Annotated in this window: 22 protein-coding genes and 4 tRNA genes; 21 read left to right on the forward strand and 5 right to left on the reverse strand. The window is 60.8% G+C overall.

Going from position 1 to position 26783, the window contains the following annotated elements:
* Positions 1–95 precede the first annotated feature (95 nt).
* The 4 genes from ACE4QZ_RS09255 to phhA all read right to left on the reverse strand — a co-directional run bounded on the left by ACE4QZ_RS09255 (position 96) and on the right by phhA (position 3375).
* On the reverse strand, positions 96–1298 hold the full coding sequence (locus ACE4QZ_RS09255; RefSeq protein WP_103462180.1) for an MFS transporter: 1203 nt from the start codon (positions 1296–1298) through the stop codon (positions 96–98).
* 388 nt (positions 1299–1686) lie between these two features.
* Positions 1687–1815, reverse strand: a complete 129-nt coding sequence (locus ACE4QZ_RS09260; protein WP_021783454.1) for a hypothetical protein — start codon at positions 1813–1815, stop codon at positions 1687–1689.
* A 375-nt stretch (positions 1816–2190) separates the two neighbouring features.
* On the reverse strand, positions 2191–2547 hold the full coding sequence (locus ACE4QZ_RS09265; RefSeq protein ID WP_003254532.1) for a 4a-hydroxytetrahydrobiopterin dehydratase: 357 nt from the start codon (positions 2545–2547) through the stop codon (positions 2191–2193).
* Positions 2548–2586: 39 nt separating this feature from the next.
* On the reverse strand, positions 2587–3375 hold the full coding sequence (phhA, locus tag ACE4QZ_RS09270) for a phenylalanine 4-monooxygenase (protein ID WP_003254528.1): 789 nt from the start codon (positions 3373–3375) through the stop codon (positions 2587–2589).
* A 257-nt stretch (positions 3376–3632) separates the two neighbouring features.
* On the opposite strand from phhA, the gene ACE4QZ_RS09275 reads away from it, so the two are divergent.
* On the forward strand, positions 3633–5192 hold the full coding sequence (locus ACE4QZ_RS09275) for a sigma-54-dependent phenylalanine hydroxylase transcriptional regulator PhhR (RefSeq protein ID WP_021783456.1): 1560 nt from the start codon (positions 3633–3635) through the stop codon (positions 5190–5192).
* Positions 5193–5346: 154 nt separating this feature from the next.
* Here the strand turns inward: ACE4QZ_RS09275 and ACE4QZ_RS09280 are convergent, their stop codons facing one another.
* Positions 5347–5601, reverse strand: a complete 255-nt coding sequence (locus ACE4QZ_RS09280; protein ID WP_021783457.1) for a DUF2790 domain-containing protein — start codon at positions 5599–5601, stop codon at positions 5347–5349.
* 397 nt (positions 5602–5998) lie between these two features.
* Here ACE4QZ_RS09280 and acs point away from each other — a divergent pair, with 397 nt between their 5' ends.
* From acs to ACE4QZ_RS09380, 20 genes are all read left to right on the forward strand, one after another.
* Positions 5999–7960, forward strand: coding sequence for an acetate--CoA ligase (gene acs, locus ACE4QZ_RS09285; RefSeq protein ID WP_021783458.1), 1962 nt, complete (start codon positions 5999–6001; stop codon positions 7958–7960).
* 535 nt (positions 7961–8495) lie between these two features.
* On the forward strand, positions 8496–9281 hold the full coding sequence (locus ACE4QZ_RS09290; RefSeq protein ID WP_012051577.1) for an ABC transporter substrate-binding protein: 786 nt from the start codon (positions 8496–8498) through the stop codon (positions 9279–9281).
* 88 nt (positions 9282–9369) lie between these two features.
* A complete protein-coding gene (locus ACE4QZ_RS09295) occupies positions 9370–10059 on the forward strand; it encodes an ABC transporter permease (protein WP_021783459.1) in 690 nt (229 codons plus the stop codon).
* Positions 10056–10754, forward strand: a complete 699-nt coding sequence (locus ACE4QZ_RS09300; RefSeq protein ID WP_003254520.1) for an ABC transporter permease — start codon at positions 10056–10058, stop codon at positions 10752–10754. Before ACE4QZ_RS09295 ends, ACE4QZ_RS09300 begins: the two co-directional genes overlap by 4 nt.
* Before the next feature lie 22 nt (positions 10755–10776).
* Entirely contained in the window at positions 10777–11541 is a 765-nt protein-coding gene (locus ACE4QZ_RS09305; RefSeq protein ID WP_021783460.1) for an ABC transporter ATP-binding protein, read from the forward strand.
* 98 nt (positions 11542–11639) lie between these two features.
* Complete coding sequence (gene argR / locus ACE4QZ_RS09310) at positions 11640–12620, forward strand: transcriptional regulator ArgR (protein ID WP_021783461.1); 981 nt, start codon at positions 11640–11642, stop codon at positions 12618–12620.
* A gap of 1233 nt (positions 12621–13853) precedes the next feature.
* On the forward strand, positions 13854–15074 hold the full coding sequence (locus ACE4QZ_RS09315) for an aspartate aminotransferase family protein (RefSeq protein WP_021785132.1): 1221 nt from the start codon (positions 13854–13856) through the stop codon (positions 15072–15074).
* A 147-nt stretch (positions 15075–15221) separates the two neighbouring features.
* Positions 15222–16241 carry an arginine/ornithine succinyltransferase subunit alpha gene (aruF, locus tag ACE4QZ_RS09320; RefSeq protein WP_103462181.1) on the forward strand — a complete coding sequence of 340 codons (1020 nt, stop codon included), beginning with the start codon at positions 15222–15224 and terminating at the stop codon, positions 16239–16241.
* Positions 16242–16319: 78 nt separating this feature from the next.
* A complete protein-coding gene (gene astA / locus ACE4QZ_RS09325) occupies positions 16320–17348 on the forward strand; it encodes an arginine N-succinyltransferase (protein WP_014590103.1) in 1029 nt (342 codons plus the stop codon).
* Complete coding sequence (gene astD, locus ACE4QZ_RS09330; protein ID WP_021785133.1) at positions 17349–18812, forward strand: succinylglutamate-semialdehyde dehydrogenase; 1464 nt, start codon at positions 17349–17351, stop codon at positions 18810–18812.
* Positions 18813–18834: 22 nt separating this feature from the next.
* A complete protein-coding gene (gene astB, locus ACE4QZ_RS09335; RefSeq protein ID WP_103444745.1) occupies positions 18835–20184 on the forward strand; it encodes an N-succinylarginine dihydrolase in 1350 nt (449 codons plus the stop codon).
* A 14-nt stretch (positions 20185–20198) separates the two neighbouring features.
* A complete protein-coding gene (locus ACE4QZ_RS09340; protein ID WP_003254508.1) occupies positions 20199–20489 on the forward strand; it encodes a topoisomerase II in 291 nt (96 codons plus the stop codon).
* A 10-nt stretch (positions 20490–20499) separates the two neighbouring features.
* On the forward strand, positions 20500–21507 hold the full coding sequence (gene astE, locus ACE4QZ_RS09345) for a succinylglutamate desuccinylase (RefSeq protein WP_021785135.1): 1008 nt from the start codon (positions 20500–20502) through the stop codon (positions 21505–21507).
* A gap of 300 nt (positions 21508–21807) precedes the next feature.
* Complete coding sequence (alaS, locus tag ACE4QZ_RS09350) at positions 21808–24432, forward strand: alanine--tRNA ligase (protein ID WP_028696950.1); 2625 nt, start codon at positions 21808–21810, stop codon at positions 24430–24432.
* Positions 24433–24534: 102 nt separating this feature from the next.
* A complete protein-coding gene (locus tag ACE4QZ_RS09355; RefSeq protein WP_021785137.1) occupies positions 24535–25770 on the forward strand; it encodes an aspartate kinase in 1236 nt (411 codons plus the stop codon).
* Between the two features lie 167 nt (positions 25771–25937).
* Positions 25938–26126: a carbon storage regulator CsrA gene (csrA, locus tag ACE4QZ_RS09360; protein ID WP_003254503.1), complete on the forward strand. Its 189-nt coding sequence runs from the start codon at positions 25938–25940 to the stop codon at positions 26124–26126.
* A 72-nt stretch (positions 26127–26198) separates the two neighbouring features.
* Positions 26199–26289: transfer RNA gene (locus ACE4QZ_RS09365), tRNA-Ser, on the forward strand.
* 106 nt (positions 26290–26395) lie between these two features.
* A tRNA-Arg gene (locus ACE4QZ_RS09370) sits at positions 26396–26472 on the forward strand.
* Positions 26473–26543: 71 nt separating this feature from the next.
* Positions 26544–26620, forward strand: a tRNA-Arg gene (locus tag ACE4QZ_RS09375).
* Between the two features lie 72 nt (positions 26621–26692).
* Positions 26693–26769: transfer RNA gene (locus ACE4QZ_RS09380), tRNA-Arg, on the forward strand.
* Positions 26770–26783: the final 14 nt, after the last annotated feature.

A 26783-nucleotide genomic window follows, 5' to 3' on the forward strand; every position in this document is an offset into this window, starting at 1 on the left:
TCAGGGCCTTGGGGGCTGCTTTGCAGCCCTTCGCGGTACGGGGATCGTGCAAACCAGGCGGGCGGGGTTGCCCGCGAAGAGGCCGTCAGCGGCTTTCAGGCTTCTGTTGTACGGTCCCTGCCACGGCGCGCCTGGCGGTACAGATAGAGGCTCAACACCAACCCGCACGCTGCCGCAGCCGCCGCGAACAGAAACATCGAAGCAAAGCCGAACCCCGCCGCCACCGCACCGACCAATGGCCCGGTCACCCCCAGTGACAAGTCGATGAACAGCGAATAAGCCCCCACCGCCGCCCCGCGGTTAGCTGCCGACACTTGGTTCACTGCCTCCACGCCCAACGCCGGAAACACCAGCGAAAAACCAAACCCGCTCAGTGCAGCCCCCGCCAAGGCCAGTTCGGCGTTGGGTGCCAGCCACAGCATCAACAGCCCGAGCATTTCCACCGAAAGGCAGGCGATTGCCACCCTGAAGCCACCGATGCGATTGATCAGGTTGCCAAAGAGCAGTCGTGCGCTGATGAAACTGGCGCCGAACAGGCTCAGGGTCAGTGCCGCATTGGCCCAGCCACGGCTTGCGTAGTACAGGGTGATGAAGGTGGCGATGGTGCCAAAGCCAATCGAACCCAGGGCAAGCCCCGAGCCATGCGGAAATACCTTGCCCAGCACCCGCAGGAACGGCAGGCGTATACCGCTGACGATGGGGGTGGCTTGCTTGGGCCAGGCCAGCAGCAAACCGAGTACGCACAGCAGGATGATGCTCACACCCATGCTCCACAGCCCGAGGCCTTTGACCATCAGCACACCCAGTGGGGCGCCGATGGCCAGCGCACCATAGCTGGCGATGCCGTTCCAGGAGATGACCTTGGCCGTGTTTGCGGCACCCACCCGGCCAATGCCCCAGCCGATCGCGCCCGAGCCTACCAGGCTTTCGGCGCTGCCCAGCACCAGGCGGCCGACCAGCAGGCAAGCCAGGCTCAGCCAGGGCAGGTGAGTGAGGAAGGCGCAGGCCAGCATGAATACCCCGCTTAGCCCGCAACCGGCCAGGCCATACATGACCGCCTTCTTGCTGCCGTGGTTATCGATGATGCGGCTGGCGCCGGGGCGGCTGAGCAACGTCGCGAGGTACTGCACGCTGATCACCAGGCCGGCGACCACGGCACTGAAACCCAGGTCGTTGTGCACATAGCCGGGCAACACGGCCAGAGGGATGCCGATGTTCAGGTAGCCGATGAAGGTGAACAGGACGATGGAGACGACTTGCCCAGTGACGGCAAGGGACGTGGGACTGCGTGCTGGCATTGGGGATCCGTTGCTGCGGTAAGAATGGCGGTGTGTGCCGCCATCTTAACCACAGCAAGGGTGTTTGCAGGCGCAGCTGTCAGCCTGTAGTCAGTTGGTGTAATCGAGCATCCAGGTCACACTGAACTCGGCTTGCGAGTAATCCAGCCGCAAGCGCGGCAGGACGAAGCCGGCCCATCGGGTGAACATGGACGAATGCAGCAGGGCGTCGAGCGCTTGAGCGGCTGGCGCATTTCTGCCTCTTTGCGGTAGGAGGCGCGAGTCTGTGTGGGGTAGGGGCGGGGCAGGTGGTAGTGGGTTGTTACGACGTTGATTTTAGACGGTGTGAAAACGTGATGACGGGGGTAGCCCGCAGGTCAGCCGTTTTCACACAGCCGGGGATGCGCAGTTATTCCTGGTCAGCGCTGGATTGATCGTCACCATCCTGCTCGGCGGCAGGTGCCGGTTCGGCGTGAACGGTCACGGATGGCTCTTCTGGGTTCAGGCTTGGGAAGGGAAGATTCGGGATTTCATGCATCTCGTCGTTCCTCGCAAGTGTGAGTGAAAAGTCTGCGCCAGGCGCGTTTGGAGCTTCAATAAGCTGGGGCAGGATACACAAGTCTGGATGACAGTTTGGTTTTTTTCCTGGTCGCTTGTCGGTTTTGCGGGCGAACAACGCACAAATGCCCCATGAAAAAAGGGGCCTCTGGCCTAATGCCGGTCAGTTAAACCAAATGGGGCTGCTTTGCAGCCCTTCGCGGGCAAGCCCGCTCCCACAGGATTGCGCAAAATCTCAAGCTTGCGCTGTACCTGTGGGAGCGGGCTTGCCCGCGAAGGGCCGCAAAGCGGCCCCAGTTAATGAGGATGAAACCTTAACTGACTGGCATTAGCCTCTGGCCCCTTTTTCTGGTGTTTACTTCCGGCCTTCAGCCGTTTCCGCCACCTTGTCAGTGCGTGCGCACATGATGAAGTCGTTGCGGTGCAGGCCTTTGATCGAGTGGCTCCACCAGGTCACGGTGACCTTGCCCCATTCAGTCAGCAGCCCTGGGTGGTGGCCTTCGGCCTCGGCGATTTCGCCCACGGCATTGGTGAACGCCAGGGCGTGCTTGAAGTTCTTGAACAGAAACACGCGCTCCAGCTCCATGTGGCCGTCACGTACTTCGATGTTCCAGTCCGGGATTTCGCGGATCAGCTCGGCCAGCTCTTCGTCGGTGACTTTCGGGGCATCGGCGCGGCAGGCTTCGCAATGGGCTTGGTTCAAGGCATTCATGAGGTGTTTTCCGGTTCGAGTTGTTATCGGCAAAGTCGCTCAGGCAGCGACTTTGGGTGGAAACTTCGGTGCATGCAGACCCAGCTGCATGGCTTTGTGGACCATGCCCATGATGTCTTCGTGGGCCAGGTCGAACAGGCGCTTCATGTTCGGCAGCACGAAATACACCGGTTGCAGAATGTCGATGCGGTAGGGCGTACGCATGGCCTCAATCGGGTCGAAGGCCTGGTGCTCAGGCTCGTCGGACAGACTGTAGACGGTCTCTTTCGGCGACGAGAGGATGCCACCACCATAGATTTTGCGGCCTTGCGCGGTTTCCATCAGGCCAAACTCGATGGTCATCCAGTACAAGCGCGCCAGGTACACACGTTGTTCCTTGGTCGCGGCCAGGCCGAGCTTGCCGTAGGTGTGGGTGAACTCGGCGAACCAAGGATTGGTCAGCAGCGGGCAGTGGCCGAATATCTCGTGGAAGATATCCGGCTCTTGCAGGTAGTCCAGCTCTTCCGGGGTGCGGATGAAGGTGGCGACCGGAAAGCGCTTGCTGGCCAGCAGCTCGAAGAAGGTCTGGAAGGGGATCAGCGCCGGTACCCGGGCAACCTGCCAGCCGGTGGTGGCGCCCAGCACCTTGTTGATCTCGCCCAGTTGCGGAATGCGGTCATGAGGCAACTTCAGCTGGTCGATGCCGTCCAGGTATTCCTGGCACGCACGGCCTTCGATCACTTTCAGCTGTCGGGTGATCAGGGTGTTCCACACCGCATGCTCTTGCTGCGGGTAATCGATAAAACCATGCGCATCGGGCTCGCGTGCCACGTATTGCGTCTGTTTCATGAGGCTCTCCTGGTGAGGGCTTTTCTTGTTATGTGCAGGACATGCCTAAAGGAATATCCCTTCACCAGCGGTTTTGCACCGGGGCGGGCTTCGGCCGCGAAGGGTGCCGATGTGGGTTTTCGTAACGATAATTTTACAAAACCTAGCAAGTGTCGGAAAATTCGAGGCATCTGGCTGGTGGAAACCTTGTTTTTGTCAGCTTATCTTTACGACTTTTCTGCGCGGTGTTGAAAAACATTGGCGCTTCGAGAGCCCTCATGCGTATCAAAGTCCATTGCCAGAACCGCATTGGCATCCTGCGCGACATCCTCAACCTGCTGGTGGAGTACGGCATCAACGTGCTGCGCGGCGAGGTGGGCGGTGACCATGGCAACGCCATCTACCTGCATTGCCCGAACCTGATCAACCTGCAATTTCAGGCCCTCCGGCCGAAGTTCGAGGCGATTGCCGGGGTATTCGGCGTCAAGCGCGTGGGCCTGATGCCCAGCGAACGCCGGCACATGGAGCTGAATGCGTTGCTGGGGGCGCTGGACTTCCCGGTGTTGTCGATCGACATGGGCGGCAGCATCGTTGCCGCCAACCGTGCAGCCGCGCAGTTGCTTGGCGTGCGTGTTGATGAAGTGCCGGGCATGCCGCTGGCGCGCTATGTAGAAGACTTCGACTTACCGGAACTGGTTCGGGCCAACAAGTCGCGCATCAATGGCTTGCGCATCAAAGTCAAAGGTGATGTGTTCCTGGCCGATATCGCACCGCTGCAGTCCGAGCACGATGACAGCGAGGCGCTGGCCGGCGCGGTGCTGACCTTGCACCGCGCCGACCGGATCGGCGAGCGTATCTACAATGTGCGCAAGCAAGAGCTGCGCGGCTTCGACAGCATCTTCCAGAGCTCGCGGGTGATGGCTGCGGTGGTGCGTGAAGCGCGGCGCATGGCGCCGCTGGATGCACCGTTGTTGATCGAGGGCGAAACCGGTACCGGCAAAGAGTTGCTGGCGCGTGCCTGCCATCTGGCCAGCCCGCGTGGCCAGTCGCCGCTGATGGCCCTCAACTGCGCCGGGCTGCCCGAATCGATGGCCGAGACCGAGCTGTTCGGTTACGGCCCTGGGGCATTTGAAGGGGCACGCGCCGAAGGCAAGCTGGGGCTGCTGGAGTTGACCGCTGGCGGCACGCTGTTCCTTGACGGTGTGGGGGAGATGAGCCCGCGACTGCAGGTAAAGCTGCTGCGCTTTTTGCAGGACGGCTGCTTCCGTCGGGTAGGTAGCGATGAAGAGGTCTACCTGGATGTACGGGTGATTTGTGCAACCCAGGTGGATTTGTCCGAGTTATGTGCCCGTGGCGAGTTTCGCCAGGACCTGTATCACCGCCTCAACGTACTGTCGCTGCACATTCCGCCTTTGCGCGAGTGCATGGATGGCCTGGAGGGGTTGGTGCAGCATTTTCTTGATCAGGCCAGTCGGCAGATTGGCTGCGCCATGCCGCGCCTGGCGCCGGCGGCAATGGACAAACTTGGGCAGTATCACTGGCCGGGTAATGTAAGGCAGTTGGAAAACGTCTTGTTCCAGGCCGTTTCGTTATGTGACGGCGGCGTGGTTAAAAGCGAGCATATTCGTTTGCCGGATTATGGCGCGCGGCAACCGTTGGGCGAGTTTTCGCTGGAAGGGGACCTTTCACAAATTGTAGGGCGTTTTGAAAAGGCGGTGCTGGAAAGTTTGATGGGAGAGTTTCCCAGTAGTCGGGCTTTGGGAAAAAGACTGGGTGTTTCGCACACGACGATTGCCAACAAGTTAAGGGATTATTCCTTGGGCAAGTCGACTGATTAAATAGCTGTAAGTTAATAGCCTGTTAATCGGGTGGTGAATGCTTCGCGGGTGAACCCGCTCCTACAGGTACCGCGCCGCATTCATGGTGTGCGTGGTGTTCGTAGGCGCGGGTTCACCCGCGAAGGGGCCCACAGGGCCCCCAATTCACAAGGTGTCAGCCGTTAGAGCAGCCGTTCCCCATCACACGGTATTCGAGAATGTGTCTCTGGCCCTTGGAGTCTTCATAGGTCATGCGGGCTGGCACGACTTCGCACACATTGGGCACTTCGCTCATGGAGATGACGCGGGCGATGTCCAGGTGCTGCGAGTAACTGTACTGTTCAACCGGAATCTGCTCGGCATCTTTTGCTTCACCGGCCATCGCCGCGCCGCAAAGACTGCCAAGTACCAATACCAGTAAAGCTTTCATTTTCTATTTACCTGTCTAAGGTCGTGAGGGGGCACGCGGCGCTTATGGCGCCGCGAGTACAGCGAGTTTTAACTATCGGGATTAGAGGGAGATTAACGCTTGCCTTCGTGGGGGCTGTTACCAGTTGTTAATCGCCTAGCCGTTGCTGGCGAGATGAATTTTATGGCGGTGGCCAATGCTGAAACAGTGGGTGTTTTGATAAAGTGTTTTGACAGAATCTGTAACAATCCTGTGCCAAAGCCCCTCGTTTTTCTCCGAAGGGGCTGTAATGCCCGCGCCAGAGCGCTTTGCCGGAACGGGAGTACCAAATTACTACCAACGTCGAATGGCTTTTGTCGCTCTGGTACAGTTACAAACGGTTCCATACAAAAACAACTATTACACCGAGGTAACACAGATGAGTGCGGCTCCACTGTATCCCGTTCGTCCCGAGGTTGCGGCCACTACCCTGACCGACGAGGCCACCTACAAGGCCATGTACCAGCAATCGGTGATCAACCCGGACGGCTTCTGGCGCGAGCAGGCCCAGCGTATCGACTGGATCAAGCCGTTCACCAAGGTCAAGCAGACCTCCTTCGACGACCACCATGTCGATATCAAATGGTTCGCCGACGGCACTCTGAACGTTTCCTCCAACTGCTTGGACCGCCACCTTGAAGAGCGCGGTGACCAGGTGGCCATCATCTGGGAAGGTGACGACCCTTCCGAGCACCGCAACATCACCTACCGCGAGTTGCACGAGCAGGTCTGCAAGTTCGCCAACGCCCTGCGTGGCCAGGATGTGCACCGCGGTGACGTGGTCACCATCTATATGCCGATGATCCCTGAAGCTGTGGTCGCCATGCTGGCCTGTGCCCGTATTGGTGCGATTCACTCGGTGGTGTTTGGTGGCTTCTCGCCCGAGGCGCTGGCTGGTCGCATCATCGACTGCGAGTCCAAGGTGGTGATCACTGCCGATGAAGGCGTGCGTGGTGGTCGTCGTACCCCGCTCAAGGCCAACGTCGACCTGGCGCTGACCAACCCTGAAACCAGCAGCGTGCAGAAAATCATCGTGTGCAAGCGCACCGGTGGCGACATTGCCTGGCACCAGCATCGCGACATCTGGTACGAAGACCTGATGAAAGTGGCTTCCAGCCACTGCGCACCCAAAGAAATGGGTGCTGAAGAGGCGCTGTTCATCCTTTATACCTCCGGCTCCACCGGCAAGCCGAAGGGCGTGCTGCACACCACAGGCGGTTACCTGGTTTACGCCGCGCTGACCCATGAGCGCGTATTCGATTACCGCCCGGGCGAGGTGTACTGGTGCACCGCCGACGTCGGTTGGGTCACCGGCCACAGCTATATCGTCTACGGCCCGCTGGCCAACGGCGCCACCACCTTGCTGTTCGAGGGCGTGCCGAACTACCCGGACATTACCCGCGTATCGAAGATCGTCGACAAGCACAAGGTCAACATCCTCTACACAGCGCCAACTGCCATTCGCGCCATGATGGCTGAAGGGCAGGCAGCTGTTGAGGGCGCCGACGGTTCCAGCCTGCGCCTGCTGGGGTCGGTGGGTGAGCCGATCAACCCTGAGGCCTGGAACTGGTACTACAAGACCGTAGGCAAGGAACGTTGCCCGATCGTCGACACCTGGTGGCAGACCGAGACCGGCGGCATCCTGATCAGTCCGTTGCCTGGCGCCACGGGTCTCAAGCCGGGGTCGGCAACCCGTCCGTTCTTCGGGGTGGTGCCGGCACTGGTCGACAACCTGGGCAACCTGATCGACGGTGCTGCCGAAGGCAACCTGGTGATCCTTGATTCCTGGCCGGGTCAGTCGCGTTCGCTGTACGGCGACCACGATCGCTTCGTCGACACCTACTTCAAGACCTTCCGCGGCATGTACTTCACCGGCGACGGTGCGCGCCGTGACGAGGATGGTTACTACTGGATCACCGGCCGTGTGGATGACGTGCTCAACGTGTCCGGCCACCGCATGGGGACTGCCGAGATCGAAAGCGCCATGGTCGCGCACTCGAAGGTTGCCGAGGCTGCAGTGGTTGGCGTGCCGCATGACATCAAAGGGCAGGGCATCTATGTGTATGTCACCCTCAATGCTGGCATCGAGGCCAGTGAGCAATTGCGCCTGGAACTGAAGAACTGGGTGCGCAAGGAGATTGGACCGATTGCTTCGCCGGATGTGATCCAGTGGGCGCCGGGGCTGCCGAAGACCCGCTCGGGCAAGATCATGCGCCGCATCCTGCGCAAGATTGCCACCGGTGAATACGACGCGCTGGGCGATATCTCGACCTTGGCCGACCCGAGTGTGGTGCAGCACCTGATCGACACACACAAGGCGATGAGCCTGGCTTCGGCCTAACCCCTCCCCGGCAATACCCCCTGTAGGAGCGGGCTTGCCCGCGAATGCGTCAGTTCAGGCTAAGCTGTACCCTGACCTCACGCATTCGCGGGCAAGCCCGCTTTTGCATTGTTACCCGACAATCATCGGTAACTGTTCTGTCACCGGCCCCGCACAGGTTCGGAGCGCGAGGAAACAATTCCGGCCCGTTTCGGTGCGTCGGGGTCGCCATTTTGTGCATCGCGGCACGCTACACTTGCCGTCGTACAAGGCTTTGCCAATAATAGGCCCAGGAATTGCTAGGTCTATAGGTTCTATTTCTTGCGCCATTGCATATTCTGCACTGGCTGTCAACATCGCCCGCGGCGGTTTCAGGCGCTTCTATAAGTAGTTGTCGCTTTGAAGAAATATCGACTACCGGGCTGTCGTTAAAATGCCACTCACTCGCTCGTGGTATGCGGCCTTGGTCGAACCCTGCGCGGCTCGCGTTGTACTCATTCGCATATCGGGCAGCCGTTACCTGCCTTGTATTGCCCCGTACCGATGGAGTTACCTGATGAAGAAGCTCGCACTGCTTGGCGCCCTGGCGCTGTCTGTGTTTTCCCTGGTGTCGCAGGCTGATGAAAAACCGCTGAAAATCGGTATCGAAGCTGCTTACCCACCCTTCGCCTTCAAGCAACCTGACGGCAGCATTGCCGGCTTTGACTACGATATCGGCAACGCCCTGTGCGAAGAGATGAAAACCAAGTGCACCTGGGTCGAACAGGAATTCGACGGCCTGATCCCGGCGCTGAAAGTGCGCAAGATCGACGCCATCCTGTCGTCCATGTCGATCACCGATGACCGCAAGAAGTCGGTCGACTTCACCAAGCGCTACTACCTGACTCCGGCGCGCCTGGTCATGAAGGACGGCACCACTGTCAGCGATAGCCTTGACGAACTGAAAGGCAAGAAGATCGGCGTGCAGCGCGGCTCCATTCACGACCGCTTCGCCAAGGAAGTGCTGGGTGCCAAAGGTGCCACCGTGGTGCCTTACGGTACCCAGAACGAAATCTACCTGGACGTCGCAGCTGGCCGCCTCGACGGCACCGTGGCTGATGCCACCCTGCTGGAAGACGGCTTCCTCAAGACGGACGCTGGCAAGGGCTTTGCGTTCGTAGGCCCTGCCTTCACCGACGCCAAGTACTTCGGTGACGGTATCGGTATCGCCGTACGCAAGGGTGACAAGGCCAATGTCGACCGCATCAACGCGGCTATCGACGCCATCCGTGCCAACGGCAAGTACAAAGAAATCGAGAGCAAGTACTTCAATTTCGACATCTACGGTCCAGACTCGAAGTAAGACGTCGGGTTTCACCTGTGCAATGGTGCAAACAGCAGAGGCTCTGGGGTTTGCACCATTTTTCATTCTCTAGGTCGAGGACCTCATCATGTTGAAAGGCTACGGGGCAGTCATCCTCGACGGGGCGTGGCTGACGCTACAGCTCGCCCTGTCGTCGATGGCCCTGGCCATCGTACTCGGCCTGATCGGTGTGGCGCTGCGTTTGTCGCCAGTGCGCTGGCTGGCCTGGCTGGGCGATCTGTATTCCACGGTGATCCGTGGTATTCCGGACCTGGTCCTGATCCTGCTGATCTTCTACGGCGGGCAGGACATCATCAACCGGGTGGCGCCGCTGGTCGGTTACGAAGACTACATCGACCTGAACCCGCTGGTTGCGGGTATCGGTACCCTGGGCTTCATTTTTGGCGCCTACCTCTCGGAGACCTTCCGCGGGGCCTTCCTGGGCATTCCCAAAGGCCAGGCCGAGGCGGGCGTGGCGTATGGCATGAGCCCTCGCCAAGTGTTCTTCCGCATCCAGGTGCCGCAAATGATTCGCCTGGCCATTCCGGGCTTCACCAACAACTGGCTGGTGCTGACCAAGGCTACTGCGCTGATTTCGGTCGTCGGCCTGCAGGACATGATGTTCAAGGCCAAGCAGGCGGCTGACGCCACCCGCGAACCCTTCACCTTCTTCCTGGCAGTGGCGGCGCTGTACCTGGTGCTGACCAGTGTCTCGCTGCTGGCCCTGAAGTATCTGGAGCGCCGCTACTCGGTGGGCGTCAAGGTGGCTGAACTATGATCTTCGACTACAACGTCGTCTGGGAAGCGCTGCCGATGTACTTCGGCGGCCTGCTGACCACCCTGAAGCTGCTGGCAATTTCGCTTTTCTTCGGCCTGCTGGCAGCCATTCCGCTGGGCCTGATGCGGGTATCCAGGCAGCCGGTGGTCAACCTTGCTGCATGGCTGTACACCTACGTCATCCGTGGCACGCCGATGCTGGTGCAGTTGTTCCTGATCTACTACGGCCTGGCCCAGTTCGAGGCGGTGCGCGAGAGTATCTTCTGGCCGCTGCTGTCCAGTGCCACCTTCTGCGCCTGCCTGGCGTTCGGCATCAATACCAGTGCCTATACCGCCGAAATCATTGCCGGCAGCCTCAAGGCCACGCCGCATGGCGAGATCGAGGCCGCCAAGGCCATGGGCATGTCGCGCATGAAAATGTACCGCCGCATCCTGCTGCCCTCGGCACTGCGTCGGGCGCTGCCGCAATACAGCAATGAAGTGATCATGATGCTGCAGACCACCAGCCTGGCGTCGATCGTTACCCTGATCGACATCACCGGTGCTGCGCGCACGGTCAATGCCCAGTATTACCTGCCTTTCGAGGCCTACATCACGGCGGGCGTGTTCTACCTGTGCCTGACCTTCATCCTGGTGCGCCTGTTCAAGATGGCCGAACGCCGCTGGCTCGGCTACCTGGCGCCGCGCAAGCACTGACCGCTCTGTGAGAATCGACAGCATGTACAAACTCGAAGTCCAAGACCTGCACAAGCGCTACGGCAGCCACGAAGTGCTCAAGGGTGTGTCGCTGGCGGCCAAGGCCGGCGACGTCATCAGCATCATCGGCTCCAGCGGTTCGGGCAAGTCGACCTTCCTGCGCTGCATCAACCTGCTGGAGCAGCCGCACGCCGGCAAGATCCTGCTCAACAACGAAGAGCTGAAACTGGTCGCCGGCAAGGATGGCGCGTTGAAGGCTGCCGACCCGCGTCAATTGCAGCGGATGCGCTCGCGCCTGTCGATGGTGTTCCAGCACTTCAACCTGTGGTCGCACATGACAGCGCTTGAGAACATCATCGAAGCGCCGGTGCACGTGCTGGGCGTGAACAAGAAGGACGCCCTGGAAAAGGCCGAGCACTACCTGGCCAAAGTCGGCGTCGCCCACCGCAAGGATGCCTTCCCCGGGCATATGTCGGGTGGTGAGCAACAACGTGTGGCAATTGCCCGCGCGCTGGCCATGGAGCCGGAGGTCATGCTGTTCGACGAGCCAACCTCGGCGCTCGACCCTGAGCTGGTGGGTGATGTGCTCAAGGTAATGCAGGCGCTGGCCCAGGAGGGGCGGACCATGGTGGTGGTGACCCATGAAATGGGCTTTGCCCGCGAGGTGTCCAACCAGTTGGTGTTCCTGCACAAGGGCCTGGTGGAAGAAACCGGCTGCCCGCGTGAAGTGCTGGCCAACCCGCAGTCGGAGCGCCTGAAGCAGTTCCTCTCCGGCAGCCTGAAGTAAAAGCTGCATTTTTGCACCAGAATAGGGCATGCTGCGCGGCGAGCGCAGCCTGACCCGGCGCACAGACTCGAACGACCTCAGGTTTCGGACCGTACCCTATGACCACCCAGCGAATCGGTTTTCTCATCTGGCCCAGCACCAGGCCCTTGACCCTGGCATTGGCCGAGGAAGTGTTGCTGGTGGCGCAGCGGGTGCATCCGGATGTGGTCTACGAGTTGGTCTTCCTGCAGGCCGAGCCTGCGCAGGAAGGCGCCTGGCGTCTGCCGGGCGAGCCGTGGCTCGGCCGTCTGGAGGGTTGCCACAAGCTATTTCTGCTGGCCGACGAGCCGCCAGCGGCAATGGGGGCTGCCTTCTCAACGGCGCTCAAGCAGCTGGCGCGCAGTGGCTGCCTGATCGGTGGCCTGTCGGCGGGGGTATATCCGCTGGCAATGTTGGGCCTGCTCGATGGTTACCGGGCAGCCGTGCACTGGCGCTGGCAGGATGACTTTGCCGAGCGCTTCCCCAAGGTCATCGCCACCAGCCACCTGTTCGACTGGGATCGCGACCGTCTGACTGCCTGCGGCGGTATGGCTGTGACCGACCTGCTGCTGGCGGTGCTGGCGCGCGATCACGGGGCTGAGCTGGCTGGGGCAGTGTCGGAAGAGCTGGTGGTGGAGCGCATCCGCGAGGGTGGCGAGCGTCAGCGTATCCCGCTGCAGAACCGCCTGGGTTCGAGTCATCCCAAGCTGACTCAGGCTGTGTTGCTGATGGAAGCCAACATCGAAGAGCCGCTGACCACCGACGAAATTGCCCAGCATGTGTGCGTATCGCGTCGGCAGTTGGAGCGTATCTTCAAGCAGTATCTGAACCGCGTTCCCAGCCAGTACTATCTGGAGTTGCGGTTGAACAAGGCGCGGCAGATGCTGATGCAGACCAGCAAGTCGATCATTCAGATCGGGCTGTCCTGTGGCTTCTCCTCGGGGCCGCATTTTTCCAGTGCCTACCGCAACTTCTTTGGCGCCACGCCGCGGGAAGACCGTAACCAGCGACGCAGCAGCAGCCCGTTCGAGTTGAGTTCGGCGCCGGCTGAAAAAGGCTGAGATTTTGGGTGGGTTCGGGGTGTAGGCCTTGAGGTTGGTGGTGGGGCGCAAATCGAGCGCCGCCCGCGCGGCGCATCGCGAGCGAAGCTCGCTCCTACATTTGTTGCAACGTGGCCAGGCCTGTGAGGCCATGGTTGTCAGCCTTGTTTGTAAGGCTCAAGCCATGCACAAAGGCTGGCAGCCATGGCGTAACAGGCTCGGCACTGAGTTGAGTTCGGCGCCGGCTGAAAAAGGCTGACATTTTGGGTGGGTTCGGGGTGTAGGTCTTGAGGTTGGTGGTGGGGCGCAAATCGAGCGCCGCCCGCGCGGCGCATCGCGAGCGAAGCTCGCTCCTACATTTGTTGCAACGTGGCCAGGCCTGTGAGGCCATGGTTGTCAGCCTTGTTTGTAAGGCTCAAGCCATGCACAAAGGCTGGCAACCATGGCGTAACAGGCTCGGCACTGAGTTGAGTTCGGCGCCGGCTGAAAAAGGCTGACATTTTGGGTGGGTTCGGGGTGTAGGCCTTGAGGTTGGTGGTGGGGCGCAAATCGAGCGCCGCCCGCGCGGCGCATCGCGAGCGAAGCTCGCTCCCACATTTGTTGCAACGTGGCCAGGCCTGTGAGGCCATGGTTGTCAGCCTTGTTTGTAAGGCTCAAGCCATGCACAAAGGCTGGCAACCATGGCGTAACAGGCTCGGCACTGAGTTGAGTTCGGCGCCGGCTGAAAAAGGCTGACATTTTGGGTGGGTTCGGGGTGTAGGCCTTGAGGTTGGTGGTGGGGCGCAAATCGAGCGCCGCCCGTGCGGCGCATCGCGAGCGAAGCTCGCTCCTACATTTGTTGCAACGTGGCCAGGCCTGTGAGGCCATGGTTGTCAGCCTTGTTTGTAAGGCTCAAGCCATGCACAAAGGCTGGCAACCATGGCGTAACAGGCTCGGCACGTTGCAACAAATGTAGGAGCGAGCTTCGCTCGCGATGCGCCGCGCGGGCGGCGCTCGATCTCCCCGTCAACACATCAACATCGCCAAACATCCCGCCTCCCTCAATCCTGTGTGAACACCCGTTCACCCAGCCCCCTCTCTCCCGTACACTGCGCGATTGCGACAGTGTTTGTCGCATTGCCGAAAGCCTTGTCAAAACTGGGTTTTGCGCTGTAACAAGTTGTCGCTTGGCCGCAAGGACAGGCGCGGATCAGTCCTTACAATCCCCCCATCGCTCGCCACTTCCAGGCCAGCGTTCCTCTTCAGGAGACTCAGATGTCCGTTGAGCAAGCCCCGGTGCAACGTGCCGATTTCGACCAGGTGATGGTCCCCAACTATTCTCCGGCGGCCTTCATTCCTGTGCGAGGCGAGGGTTCCCGCGTCTGGGACCAGTCGGGTCGCGAGTTGATCGACTTTGCCGGCGGCATCGCGGTCAATGCCCTGGGCCACTGCCACCCGGCACTGGTCAAGGCCCTGACTGAACAGGCCAACACCCTCTGGCACGTTTCCAACGTGTTCACCAACGAGCCGGCCCTGCGCCTGGCCCACAAGCTGGTGGACGCCACCTTTGCCGACCGCGCGTTCTTCTGCAACTCCGGCGCCGAGGCCAACGAGGCCGCTTTCAAGCTGGCCCGTCGTGTGGCGCATGACCGCTTCGGTCCGCAAAAGCACGAAATCATCGCCACCGTGAACAGCTTCCACGGCCGCACCCTGTTTACCGTCAGCGTGGGTGGCCAGCCAAAGTACTCCGATGGCTTTGGCCCGAAGATCACCGGTATCAGCCATGTGCCGTACAACGACCTGGAAGCGTTGAAGGCACAGATTTCCGACAAGACCTGCGCCGTGGTGATCGAGCCGATCCAAGGCGAGAGCGGCGTGGTGCCGGCCGACAAGGCCTACCTGGAAGGCGCGCGCAAACTGTGTGACGAGCACAACGCTCTGCTGATCTTTGACGAAGTGCAGACTGGCGTGGGCCGTACCGGCTCGCTGTATGCCTACCAGCACTACGGCGTGACCCCGGACATTCTGACCAGTGCCAAGAGCCTGGGCGGCGGCTTCCCGATTGGTGCCATGCTGACCACCACCGAGCTGGCCAAGCACCTGGCCGTTGGCACCCACGGCACCACCTATGGCGGCAACCCGCTGGGCTGCGCCGTTGCCTGCGCGGTGCTGGATGTGGTCAACACCCCGGAAACCCTGGCCGGTATCAAGGCTAAGCACGAGCGCTTCAAAACCCGCCTGGAGCAGATCGGCCAGAAGTACAACCTGTTCAGCCAGGTGCGTGGCGTCGGCCTGCTGCTGGGCTGCGTCTTGACCGAGGCCTGGAAAGGCAAGGCCAAGGACGTGCTCAACGCTGCCGAGAAAGAAGGCGTGATGGTGCTGCAGGCCGGCCCGGACGTTGTCCGCTTCGCCCCAAGCCTGGTGGTTGAAGACGCCGATATCGACGCAGGCCTGGACCGCTTCGAGCGCGCTGTGGCCACACTGACCAAAGGCTGATCCGCCAACGGTCCTTTCGCCGGCCTCAGCCCAGCCTCGGCACGAGGCCGATCCGGGCCGGCGATACCCGATTCCAGTGCAGGTGCCTGGGTGCCTGCCGTTTTTTCGTGCCGCTGTGAACGGCCCGTATTCCAAAGGAGTGACACCATGCTGGTGATGCGCCCCGCGCAAATGGCTGATCTGAACGACGTGCAGCGCATGGCTGCAGACAGCCCCATTGGTGTCACCTCGCTGCCGGACGACACCGCTCGTCTCGGCGACAAGATTGCCGCCTCCGAGACATCCTTCGCCGCCGAGGTCAGCTTCAACGGCGAAGAGAGTTATTTTTTCGTGCTCGAAGACAGCGAAACAGGCAAGTTGGCCGGTTGCTCAGCCATCGTCGCTTCGGCCGGCTACTCCGAGCCGTTCTACAGTTTTCGTAACGAAACATTCGTGCACGCCTCGCGCGAGCTGAAGATACACAACAAGATCCATGTGCTGTCGCTGTGTCACGATCTGACTGGCAACAGCCTGCTGACCAGTTTCTATGTAGCACCGGAACTGGTGAACAGTGGCTGGGCCGAGCTCAATTCGCGTGGTCGACTGCTGTTCATGGCTGCGCACCCGGAGCGCTTCGCCGATTCGGTGGTAACCGAGATCGTCGGCTTCAGCGACGAGCAGGGTGAATCGCCGTTCTGGGATGCTATCGGCCGCAACTTCTTCGACCTCAACTATGCCGACGCCGAGCGCCTGTGCGGCCTGAAGAGCCGTACCTTCCTCGCCGAGCTGATGCCGCATTACCCGATCTACGTGCCGTTGCTGCCAGACCTGGCGCAGGAAGCCATGGGCCAGGTACATCCGCGGGCACAGATCACCTTCGACATACTCATGCGCGAAGGCTTCGAGACCGAGCACTACATCGACATCTTCGACGGCGGCCCGACCCTGCATGCGCGCACCTCTGGCATCCGCTCGATCGCTCAGAGCCGGGTGGTCCCGGTGAAGATCGAAGAGGCCCCGGTCAAGGGTGGGCGCCCGTACCTGGTGTGCAACGGCCAGTTGCAGGACTACCGCGCGGTGTTGCTGGACCTGGACTGGGTGCCTGGCAAACCGGTCAGCCTGAGCGTGGCTGCAGCCGACGCGCTGGGCGTGGGCGAGGGCGCCAGCGTGCGCCTGGTCGCGGTTTGAGGTCTGGCAACAGACGTTTCGGGATTGATGCGTTAGCAGTGTTTTGCGCCGGCCGATGCCGCCGCACAAGGAGATAGCATGATCGTTCGTCCTGTACGCAGCAGCGATTTGCCTGCGTTGATCGAATTGGCACGCAGCACCGGCACCACCGGGCTGACCACGCTGCCGGCCAACGAAGAGCGCCTCGGGCACCGTGTTGGTTGGGCGGAAAAAAGCTTCCGTGGCGAAGCCGAGCGTGGTGACACCGATTACCTGTTCGTGCTGGAAAACGACGAAGGTCTGGTGGTGGGCATCAGTGCCATCGCCGGCGCCGTCGGCCTGCGTGAGCCTTGGTACAACTATCGGGTCGGCCTGACGGTCAGCGCCTCGCAGGAGCTGAAGATCTACCGCGAAATCCCGACGCTGTTCCTGGCCAACGACCTGACCGGAAACTCCGAGCTGTGCTCGCTGTTCCTGCGCAGCGACCACCGCTCGGGTCTCAATGGCCGTCTGCTGTCGCGCGCGCGCATGCTGTTCATTGCCGAGTTCCCGGAGCTGTTTGGCAAGAAGATCATTGCCGAAATGCGCGGCATGTCTGACGAGCAGGGCCGTTCGCCGTTCTGGGAAAGCCTGGGCCGGCATTTCTTCAAGATGGAGTTCAGCCAGGCCGACTACCTCACCGGCGTGGGCAACAAGTCGTTCATCGCTGAGCTGATGCCCAAGTTCCCGCTGTACACCTGCTTCCTGTCCGAGGCTGCGCGCAACGTGATCGGCCGTGTGCACAAAGACACCGAGCCGGCGCTGGCCATGCTTAAGCAGGAGGGCTTCAACTATCAGGGCTACGTCGACATCTTTGACGCCGGCCCGGCCATCGAGTGTGACACTGCCAAGATCCGCGCGGTGCGCGAGAGCCAGACCCTGGTGCTGGCGGTAGGTACGCCAGGCGACGACGCGACCCCTTTCATCATCCACAACCGCAAGCGCGACGACTGCCGTATCACTGCTGCACCTGCACGGTTGGCCGCCGGTACCCTGGTGGTCGACCCGTTGACCGCCAAGCGCCTGCGCATGGGCGTCGGCGACAATGTGCGCGCGGTGCCGCTGTCGGCCAGCCGGGAGGCCCAGTAAATGACCACGCATTACATCGCAGGCAATTGGCAGGCTGGCCAGGGTGAAACCCTGCAGTCGCTCAACCCGGTGACCCAGGCCGTGATCTGGCAAGGGCAGGGCGCTGACGCCAGCCAGGTCAGCGCTGCTGTGCAGGCGGCGCGGCAGGCCTTCCCGGCCTGGGCGCAGTTGAGCCTGGAGGCACGTATCGATGTGCTGGAGAAGTTTGCCGCGCAGTTGAAAGTGCATGCCGAAGCCATGGCCCAATGCATTGGCGAGGAAACCGGGAAGCCGCTGTGGGAATCTGCGACTGAAGTCACCAGCATGGTCAACAAGGTGGCGATTTCGGTACAGAGCTACCGCGAGCGTACCGGCGAAAAGAGTGGTCCGCTGGCCGATGCCACGGCTGTTTTGCGGCACAAGCCCCACGGTGTGGTGGCGGTGTTCGGCCCCTACAACTTCCCCGGGCACCTGCCCAATGGCCATATCGTGCCGGCGCTGCTGGCAGGCAACTGCGTGGTGTTCAAGCCCAGCGAGCTGACCCCCAAGGTTGCTGAGCTTACCGTCAACTGCTGGATTGCTGCCGGCCTGCCGGCGGGTGTGCTGAACCTGGTGCAGGGGGCACGCGAAACCGGTGTGGCGCTGGCCGCCAACCCAGGTATCGATGGTCTGTTCTTCACCGGCTCCAGCCGCACCGGCAACCTGCTGCATCAGCAGTTCGCAGGGCGTCCAGACAAGATCCTGGCCCTGGAAATGGGGGGTAACAACCCGCTCGTGGTGGACGAGGTCAAGGACCTCGACGCGGCGGTGTATACCATTATCCAGTCGGCGTTCATTTCCGCTGGCCAGCGCTGCACCTGCGCGCGGCGCCTGCTGGTACCGCAAGGCGCCTGGGGCGATGCGCTGATCGCGCGCTTGGTCGAGGTGTGCAAAACCATCACGGTGGGGGCGTTCGATGAGCAGCCGGCGCCTTTCATGGGCTCGGTGATTTCGCTGCAGGCGGCTCGGGCGCTGCTTGCGGCCCAGGCCGAACTGGCCGCCAAAGGTGGCGTGAAACTGCTGGAAATGACCCAGCCACAGGCCGATGCCGCACTGCTGACCCCGGGCATTGTCGATGTCACCGCCGTGGCTGACCGCCCGGACGAAGAGTTTTTCGGCCCGCTGCTGCAGGTGATCCGCTACGCCGACTTCGATGCTGCCATCGATGAAGCCAACAACACTCAGTATGGCCTGGCTGCCGGTTTGTTGTCCGATTCGCGCGCACGCTACCAGTACTTCTGGCTGCGCAGCCGCGCCGGCATCGTCAACTGGAACAAACAGCTGACGGGGGCTGCCAGCAGCGCACCGTTCGGCGGCGTGGGTGCCAGTGGCAACCATCGCGCCAGTGCCTATTACGCGGCCGACTACTGCGCTTACCCCGTGGCTTCGCTGGAGACCGCCAGCCTTGCCTTGCCGGCGACCCTGACGCCGGGCGTCACCCTATAACAACAGTCACGGAGCCTAGCCGATGAAATCCTATGAAGTGAATTTTGATGGCCTGGTGGGGCCTACCCACAACTATGGCGGCCTGTCTTACGGTAACGTGGCTTCGCAGAGCAACAGCCAGCAGGGGTCCAACCCGCGTGAGGCGGCGCGCCAGGGCCTGGCGAAGATGAAAGCGCTGGCCGACATGGGCTTCAAGCAGGGTGTTCTGGCGCCACAGGAACGCCCGGACGTGGCCGCGCTGCGCCGCCTGGGGTTCAGTGGCAGCGATGCCGAAGTCATCCAGCGCGCCGCCCGCGAGGCCATGCCGTTGCTAGTGGCCAGTTGCTCGGCCTCAAGCATGTGGGTGGCCAACGCCGCGACAGTCAGCCCGAGTGCCGACACGGCTGACGGTCGTGTGCACTTCACCGCCGCCAACCTCAACTGCAAATATCACCGCAGCATCGAGCACCCGACCACCAGCCGCGTGCTGGGCGCCATGTTCAACAACGAGAAGCACTTTGCCCATCACGCCGCGCTGCCTGCCGTGGCACAGTTCGGTGACGAGGGCGCGGCCAACCACACGCGCTTCTGCCGCGCCTATGGTGAGGCCGGTGTGGAGTTCTTTGTCTATGGTCGCAGCGCCTTCGACAGCCGTTACCCGGCGCCACAGAAGTATCCGGCCCGACAAACCCTGGAGGCCTCGCAGGCTGTGGCCCGGCTGCACGGCCTGAGCGATGACGGTGTGGTCTACGCTCAACAGAACCCGGCGGTGATCGACCAGGGTGTGTTCCACAATGATGTGATTTCGGTGGGTAACGGCGAAGTGCTGTTCTACCACGAGGACGCGTTTCTCGATACCGACGCGGTGCTTGGGCAGCTGCGAGCTAAACTGGCCAGCAAGGGTGGCAACTTCCAGGCCATCTGCGTGCCCAGAGCCGCGGTGGCGGTGGAGGACGCGGTGCGTTCCTACCTGTTCAACAGCCAGCTGCTGAGCCGCGACGATGGTTCCATGCTGTTGGTCGTGCCGGAAGAGTGCCGCAACAACGAGCGGGTCTGGGCTTATCTTGGCCAGTTGACCAGTCAGGGAGGCCCGGTGAAGGAGGTCAAGGTGTTCGACCTCAAGCAGAGCATGCAAAACGGCGGCGGCCCAGCCTGTCTGCGTTTGCGCGTAGCCTTGAAGGAATCGGAACTGGCGGCGGTCAACCAAGGCGTTATCATGACGGCCTCGCTGTATGACACGCTGCTGCAGTGGGTCGACAGGCACTACCGCGATCGCCTTGGCGAAGCAGACCTGGCTGACCCGCAACTGCTGGTGGAATGCCGTACGGCACTGGACGAATTGACCCAGATCCTGAAGTTGGGCTCGGTGTATCCGTTCCAACGCCAACCTTGAAGAGAGACTCTGTAATGACCGACGCCTTGCGCCTGATCCTCGAAGATGAAGACGGCACCCAGCTGGAAACTTCCTGCACCCGCTTTGCTGTGGTCTGGCAAGGCAAGGAAGTGTGGATTCAGCAGGATGGCCGTGGCCAGCTGCTGATCGGTGTGGATGTCGAGGAAGACGACACCGAGTATGCCAACTTGCTGCTGCGCCCGATGGCCACCAACCTGGTCAGCCTGCAGCTGGAAATGGAACCGGCAGAGCTTGGCGAAGACGACGATCACGTTCATGGCCCTGACTGCGGTCACCACCACTAAGGAAGTCCCTATGCTCGCCCTTGGCAAATTGCTTGAGCTGACCCTCACCGATCACGAACCGGCCGAGAAGACCCAAGTGACACCCAAGGGCGCGCGTTTGCGGTGGCTGGGGGAGGGCGCGCTCGAAGTGCGTCCGGCCGAAAGCGAAGATTGCGGGCTGGACTTACTGTTGTCCGCCGGCATTCATGGCAACGAAACAGCGCCGATCGAATTGCTCGAGCGGCTGCTGCATGGCGTGGCCAACGGCAAGATCAAACCCAGGGCACGGGTGCTGTTCCTGTTCGGCAACCCGGCGGCGATCCGCAAGGGCGAGCGCTTTATCGAGCAGGACATCAACCGTTTGTTCAATGGCCGCCATGAGCTTTCCAGCGGTTTCGAAGCATTGCGTGCTGCCGAGCTGGAGCAGTTCGCCCGGGTGTTCTTCAGCAAGCCGGAGCGCAGCCGCCTGCATTACGACCTGCATACTGCCATCCGCGGTTCGAAGATCGAGCAATTCGCCTTGTACCCTTATAAAGAAGGGCGCAAGCACTCCCGTCGCGAACTGGTGCGCCTGGCGGCGGCAGGTATGGAAGCGGTATTACTGCAAAGCAAGTCGTCCATCACCTTCAGTGCTTTCACCTATGAACAGCTCGAAGCTGAAGCCTTTACCCTGGAGTTGGGCAAGGCCCGTCCGTTCGGCCAGAACGAGCAGGTCAATCTCGACAAGCTCGAAGAGCGGCTGATTCGCATTATCGAAGCTACCGAGCCAGAGGAAGAAAGTTCGCTGGATGGCCTGCAATTGTTCAGGGTTTCCCGCGAAATCATCAAGCACAGTGACAGCTTCCACCTGCACCTGCCGGCTGACATCGAAAACTTCTCCGAGCTGAGCAAGGGTTACCTGCTGGCTGAAGACCTGGCCGAGATGCGCTGGGTGGTCGAGGAGGAGGGCGCACGCATCATCTTCCCTAACCCCAAAGTCAAGAATGGCTTGCGCGCCGGCATTCTGATCGTGCCGGATTCGGGGCAGCGGCTGGGCTGAGAGCGCTGTCGCCTGCAGGCGACAGGGTTTCGGATCCTATCCATGATGAAAACCTTTTAATTCACCGCCTGTTCCATTTTCCCTTCCCTTGAGCGGTAATTGGCTTGCCAGTGGCGAAACACAGGATTTAGCATCCGGTCATGTCGTTTTCGTTTGCATAGCCCGAAAAACCGTCCAAACGATGGCTTCTATCGTATAAACACACTGCATCGAGACTGCAGGACCGATATAATGCGGCCCTTTGCCGTCGTTTCGTCGACGCGTTTGCCCAACAGGGCCGCCGTTTCCGTGGAAGAACCTATGAAAAGCGCAGAAATCCGTGAAGCCTTCCTTCGCTTCTTCGAAGAGCAGGGACATACCCGAGTCGCCTCCAGTTCGCTGATCCCGAACAACGATCCGACCCTGCTGTTCACCAACGCAGGCATGAACCAGTTCAAGGACTGCTTCCTCGGTGCGGAGAAGCGCGCCTACACGCGTGCTGTCAGCAGCCAGAAGTGCGTGCGTGCCGGTGGCAAGCACAACGACCTGGAAAACGTCGGTTACACCGCGCGTCACCACACCTTCTTCGAAATGCTGGGCAACTTCAGCTTCGGCGATTATTTCAAGCGCGACGCCATTACCTTCGCCTGGACCTTCCTGACGTCCGAGCAGTGGCTGAACCTGCCCAAGGAAAAGCTCTGGGTCACCGTCTACGCCACTGACGACGAAGCCTACGACATCTGGACCAAGGAAGTCGGCGTGCCGGCCGAGCGCATGGTGCGCATCGGCGACAACAAGGGCGCCCCGTACGCCTCCGACAACTTCTGGACCATGGGCGATACCGGCCCGTGCGGCCCGTGCACCGAGATTTTCTACGATCACGGCGCGGATATCTGGGGCGGCCCACCCGGCTCGCCAGAAGAAGACGGTGACCGTTACATCGAGATCTGGAACAACGTTTTCATGCAGTTCAACCGCACCGCCGACGGCGTGTTGCACCCGCTGCCAGCGCCGTCGGTGGACACCGGCATGGGCCTGGAGCGCATCAGCGCCGTGCTGCAGCACGTGCATTCGAACTACGAGATCGACCTGTTCCAGAACCTGCTGGCTGCCGCAGCCAAGGCCATCGGTTGCAGCAATGATGGCCAGGCCTCGCTGAAAGTGGTCGCAGACCACATCCGTTCGTGCGGTTTCCTGATTGCCGACGGCGTGCTGCCGTCCAACGAAGGCCGTGGCTACGTGCTGCGCCGCATCATTCGCCGCGCTTGCCGTCACGGCAACAAGCTGGGCGCCAAGGGCAGCTTCTTCTACCAGATCGTTGCCGCACTGGCCGCTGAAATGGGCGAAGCCTTCCCGGAGCTGAAGAGCCAGCAAGCGCACATCGAGCGCGTGCTCAAGGCCGAAGAGGAGCAGTTCGCCAAAACCCTGGAGCAGGGCCTGCGCATCCTCGAGCAAGACCTGGCCCAGCTGAAAGGCGACGTGGTACCGGGCGACGTGGTGTTCAAGCTGTACGACACCTATGGCTTCCCGATGGACCTGACCGCCGACATCGCTCGTGAGCGTGAGCTGACTATCGACGAAGCCGGCTTCGAGCGTGAAATGGACGCCCAGCGTGAGCGTGCCCGTTCCGCCAGCGCCTTCGGCATGGATTACAACAGCCTGGTAAAAGTCGACAGCGCCACCGAGTTCCTCGGTTACGATGCCACTGAAGGCCAAGGCAAGATCATCGCCTTGTACAAGGACGGCCTGTCCGTCGACCAGCTGGGTGAAGGCGAGCAGGGCGTGGTCGTGCTCGACCGCACGCCGTTCTACGCCGAATCCGGCGGCCAGATTGGCGATACCGGCTTCCTGCAGGCTGGCGCTGCACGCTTTGACGTGCGCGACACCACCAAGACCGGCGGTGCCTTCCTGCACCACGGCGTGGTTGCCAGCGGCGCGCTGGTGATCGGTTCGCCAGTCGAGGCCAAGGTCGATGCAGAGGTGCAACACGCCACCTCGTTGAACCACTCCGCCACTCACCTGCTGCACGAAGCGCTGCGCCAGGTGCTGGGTGAGCATGTACAGCAGAAGGGCTCGCTGGTCGACAGCCAGCGCCTGCGTTTCGATTTCAGCCACTTCGAGGCGGTGAAACCAGAGCAGATCAAGGCGCTGGAAGACATCGTCAACCGTGAAGTGCGCAAGAACACTGCCGTTGAAACCGAACTGACCGACATCGAAACGGCCAAGGCCAAAGGCGCAATGGCGCTGTTCGGTGAGAAGTACGGCGACACCGTGCGTGTGTTGAGCATGGGCGGCGATTTTTCGGTGGAATTGTGCGGCGGTATTCACGCCAAGCGCACCGGTGACATCAGCCTGTTCAAGATCATCAGCGAAAGCGGCGTGGCCTCTGGCGTGCGCCGTATCGAAGCCGTAACCGGTGCCGCTGCGCTGGCCTACCTGAACGCTGCCGAGGAGCAGGTCAAGGAAGCCGCGCAACTGGTGAAAGGTAACCGCGACAACCTGATCGACAAGCTGTCGGCTGTGCTTGAGCGCAACCGCCAGCTGGAGAAGCAGCTGGAACAGCTGCAGGCCAAGGCCGCCAGCGCCGCCGGGGACGATCTCTCCAACGCGGCTGTTGAGGTCAAGGGTGCCAAGGTCCTCGCCGCCCGCCTGGATGGGCAGGACGGCAAGGCCCTGCTGGCGCTGGTCGATCAGTTGAAGAACAAGCTCGGCCACGCAGTGATCCTGCTGGGCAGCGAGCATGAGGGCAAGGTTGTGCTGGTGGCCGGCGTGACCAAGGACCTCTCCAGCCAACTCAAGGCTGGCGATCTGATGAAACAAGCCGCTGCGGCGGTGGGTGGCAAGGGCGGTGGACGTCCGGACATGGCCCAGGGCGGTGGCGTCGACGTCGCAGCTCTGGACCAGGCCCTGGCGCTGGCCGTGCCATTCGCAGAGCAGGGACTTTGAGATGAAGGGGTGGATGGTCTAGTAGCCACACAGGCCACTCCCGTCCACTCCTTCATGTTGGATTGTTATTTGGGGCCCTGTATGGGCTGAGGCACCATTGAAATGGCGTTGATCGTACAGAAATTTGGCGGCACCTCTGTCGGTTCCATCGAGCGGATCGAGCAGGTAGCCGAAAAGGTCAAGAAACACCGTGAAGCGGGCGACGACCTGGTGGTTGTGCTGTCGGCCATGAGCGGTGAAACCAATCGTCTGATCGACCTGGCCAAGCAGATTACCGATCACCCGGTTCCTCGTGAGCTGGACGTGATCGTGTCGACCGGTGAGCAGGTCACCATTGCCCTGCTGACCATGGCCTTGATCAAGCGTGGTGTGCCAGCGGTGTCCTACACCGGCAACCAGGTGCGTATTCTCACCGACAGCTCGCACAACAAGGCGCGCATTCTGCAAATCGACGACCAGAAGATTCGTGCCGACCTCAAGGAAGGCCGCGTGGTCGTGGTTGCAGGCTTCCAGGGCGTCGATGAGCACGGCAGCATCACTACCCTGGGGCGTGGTGGCTCTGATACCACTGGCGTGGCCCTGGCGGCGGCGCTGAAGGCTGATGAGTGCCAGATCTACACTGATGTCGATGGTGTCTACACCACCGACCCGCGTGTCGTGCCACAGGCTCGTCGCCTGGAGAAGATCACCTTCGAAGAAATGCTGGAAATGGCCAGCCTCGGCTCCAAGGTGCTGCAGATCCGTTCGGTGGAGTTCGCCGGCAAGTACAACGTTCCGCTGCGCGTGCTGCACAGCTTCAAGGAGGGTCCGGGTACCCTCATTACCATTGATGAAGAGGAATCCATGGAACAGCCGATCATTTCCGGTATCGCCTTCAACCGTGATGAAGCAAAGCTGACCATTCGCGGCGTGCCGGATACCCCGGGCGTGGCCTTCAAGATCCTCGGCCCGATCAGCGCTGCGAACATCGAAGTCGACATGATCGTGCAGAACGTTGCGCACGATAACACCACCGACTTCACCTTCACCGTGCACCGCAACGAGTACGAGAAGGCGCATAGCGTGCTGGAAAACACTGCACGCGAAATCGGTGCCCGTGAAGTGATCGGCGACACCAAGATCGCCAAGGTCTCGATCGTTGGCGTCGGCATGCGTTCACACGCCGGTGTTGCCAGCCGCATGTTCGAAGCCCTGGCCAAGGAGAGCATCAACATCCAGATGATCTCCACTTCCGAGATCAAGGTTTCGGTGGTGCTCGAAGAGAAGTATCTGGAGCTGGCCGTACGCGCGCTGCATACCGCGTTCGATCTGGATGCTCCTGCCCGACAGGGCGAGTAAGGCGCTGCCTGGAAGGGCGCGGCTTGCCGCGCCCTTCGCGTTTCTGCTCGCCGCGCAGGCCCTGTCCTGCCCTGTGCGGCGAGTAACCAGGGCCTTGGTCGTCGTCCGCGACCTTGTCCCGAAATCCAAGACTGTTACCCCTGAATGTTTTGCGTAAGGAGAAAGCTATGTTGATTCTGACTCGTCGGTGCGCCGAGAGCCTGATCATTGGAGACGGCGAGATCACCGTGACGGTGCTTGGCGTCAAAGGCAACCAGGTGCGTATTGGCGTGAGCGCCCCGAAAGAAGTGGCAGTTCACCGCGAGGAAATCTACCTGCGGATCAAGAAGGAGAAGGATGAAGAGCCAAGCCTTTAATTTTTTTGAAGTTTTTTTCAAAAAAAGGGTTGCAAAGGTGAAAGAGGTTCTTTAATATTCGCCTCGTGTTGCGGTGAGGTGGCCGAGTGGCCGAAGGCGCTCCCCTGCTAAGGGAGTATACCTCATAAGGGTATCGGGGGTTCGAATCCCCCCTTCACCGCCATTATTCGCTTAGGGCGCTGTAAACGGCAAGAACGCTAAGTAGTTGATTTTAAACGAAAAAGTTCTTGCAAAAATGTTTCAGCGACCTATAATGCGCGGCAAGACACGGACTCATAGCTCAGCTGGATAGAGTACTCGGCTACGAACCGAGCGGTCGGAGGTTCGAATCCTCCTGAGTCCGCCACTTTTGAAGTGGCTTTGCTTAAAAGCTGCTTCAAACAACCAGTGGTAATCTGGTCTAAAACTACCAATTGCGGACTCATAGCTCAGCTGGATAGAGTACTCGGCTACGAACCGAGCGGTCGCAGGTTCGAATCCTGCTGAGTCCGCCACTTTTTGAAGTGGTTCTGCTTGCAAAGCTACTTCAGTAAACCAGTGGTAATCTGGTCTAAAACTACCACCACGGACTCATAGCTCAGCTGGATAGAGTACTCGGCTACGAACCGAGCGGTCGCAGGTTCGAATCCTGCTGAGTCCGCCACACCCCATCAAAAA

The organism is Pseudomonas sp. DCA-1 (assembly GCF_046523955.1).
Taxonomy (GTDB): domain Bacteria; phylum Pseudomonadota; class Gammaproteobacteria; order Pseudomonadales; family Pseudomonadaceae; genus Aquipseudomonas; species Aquipseudomonas putida_Y.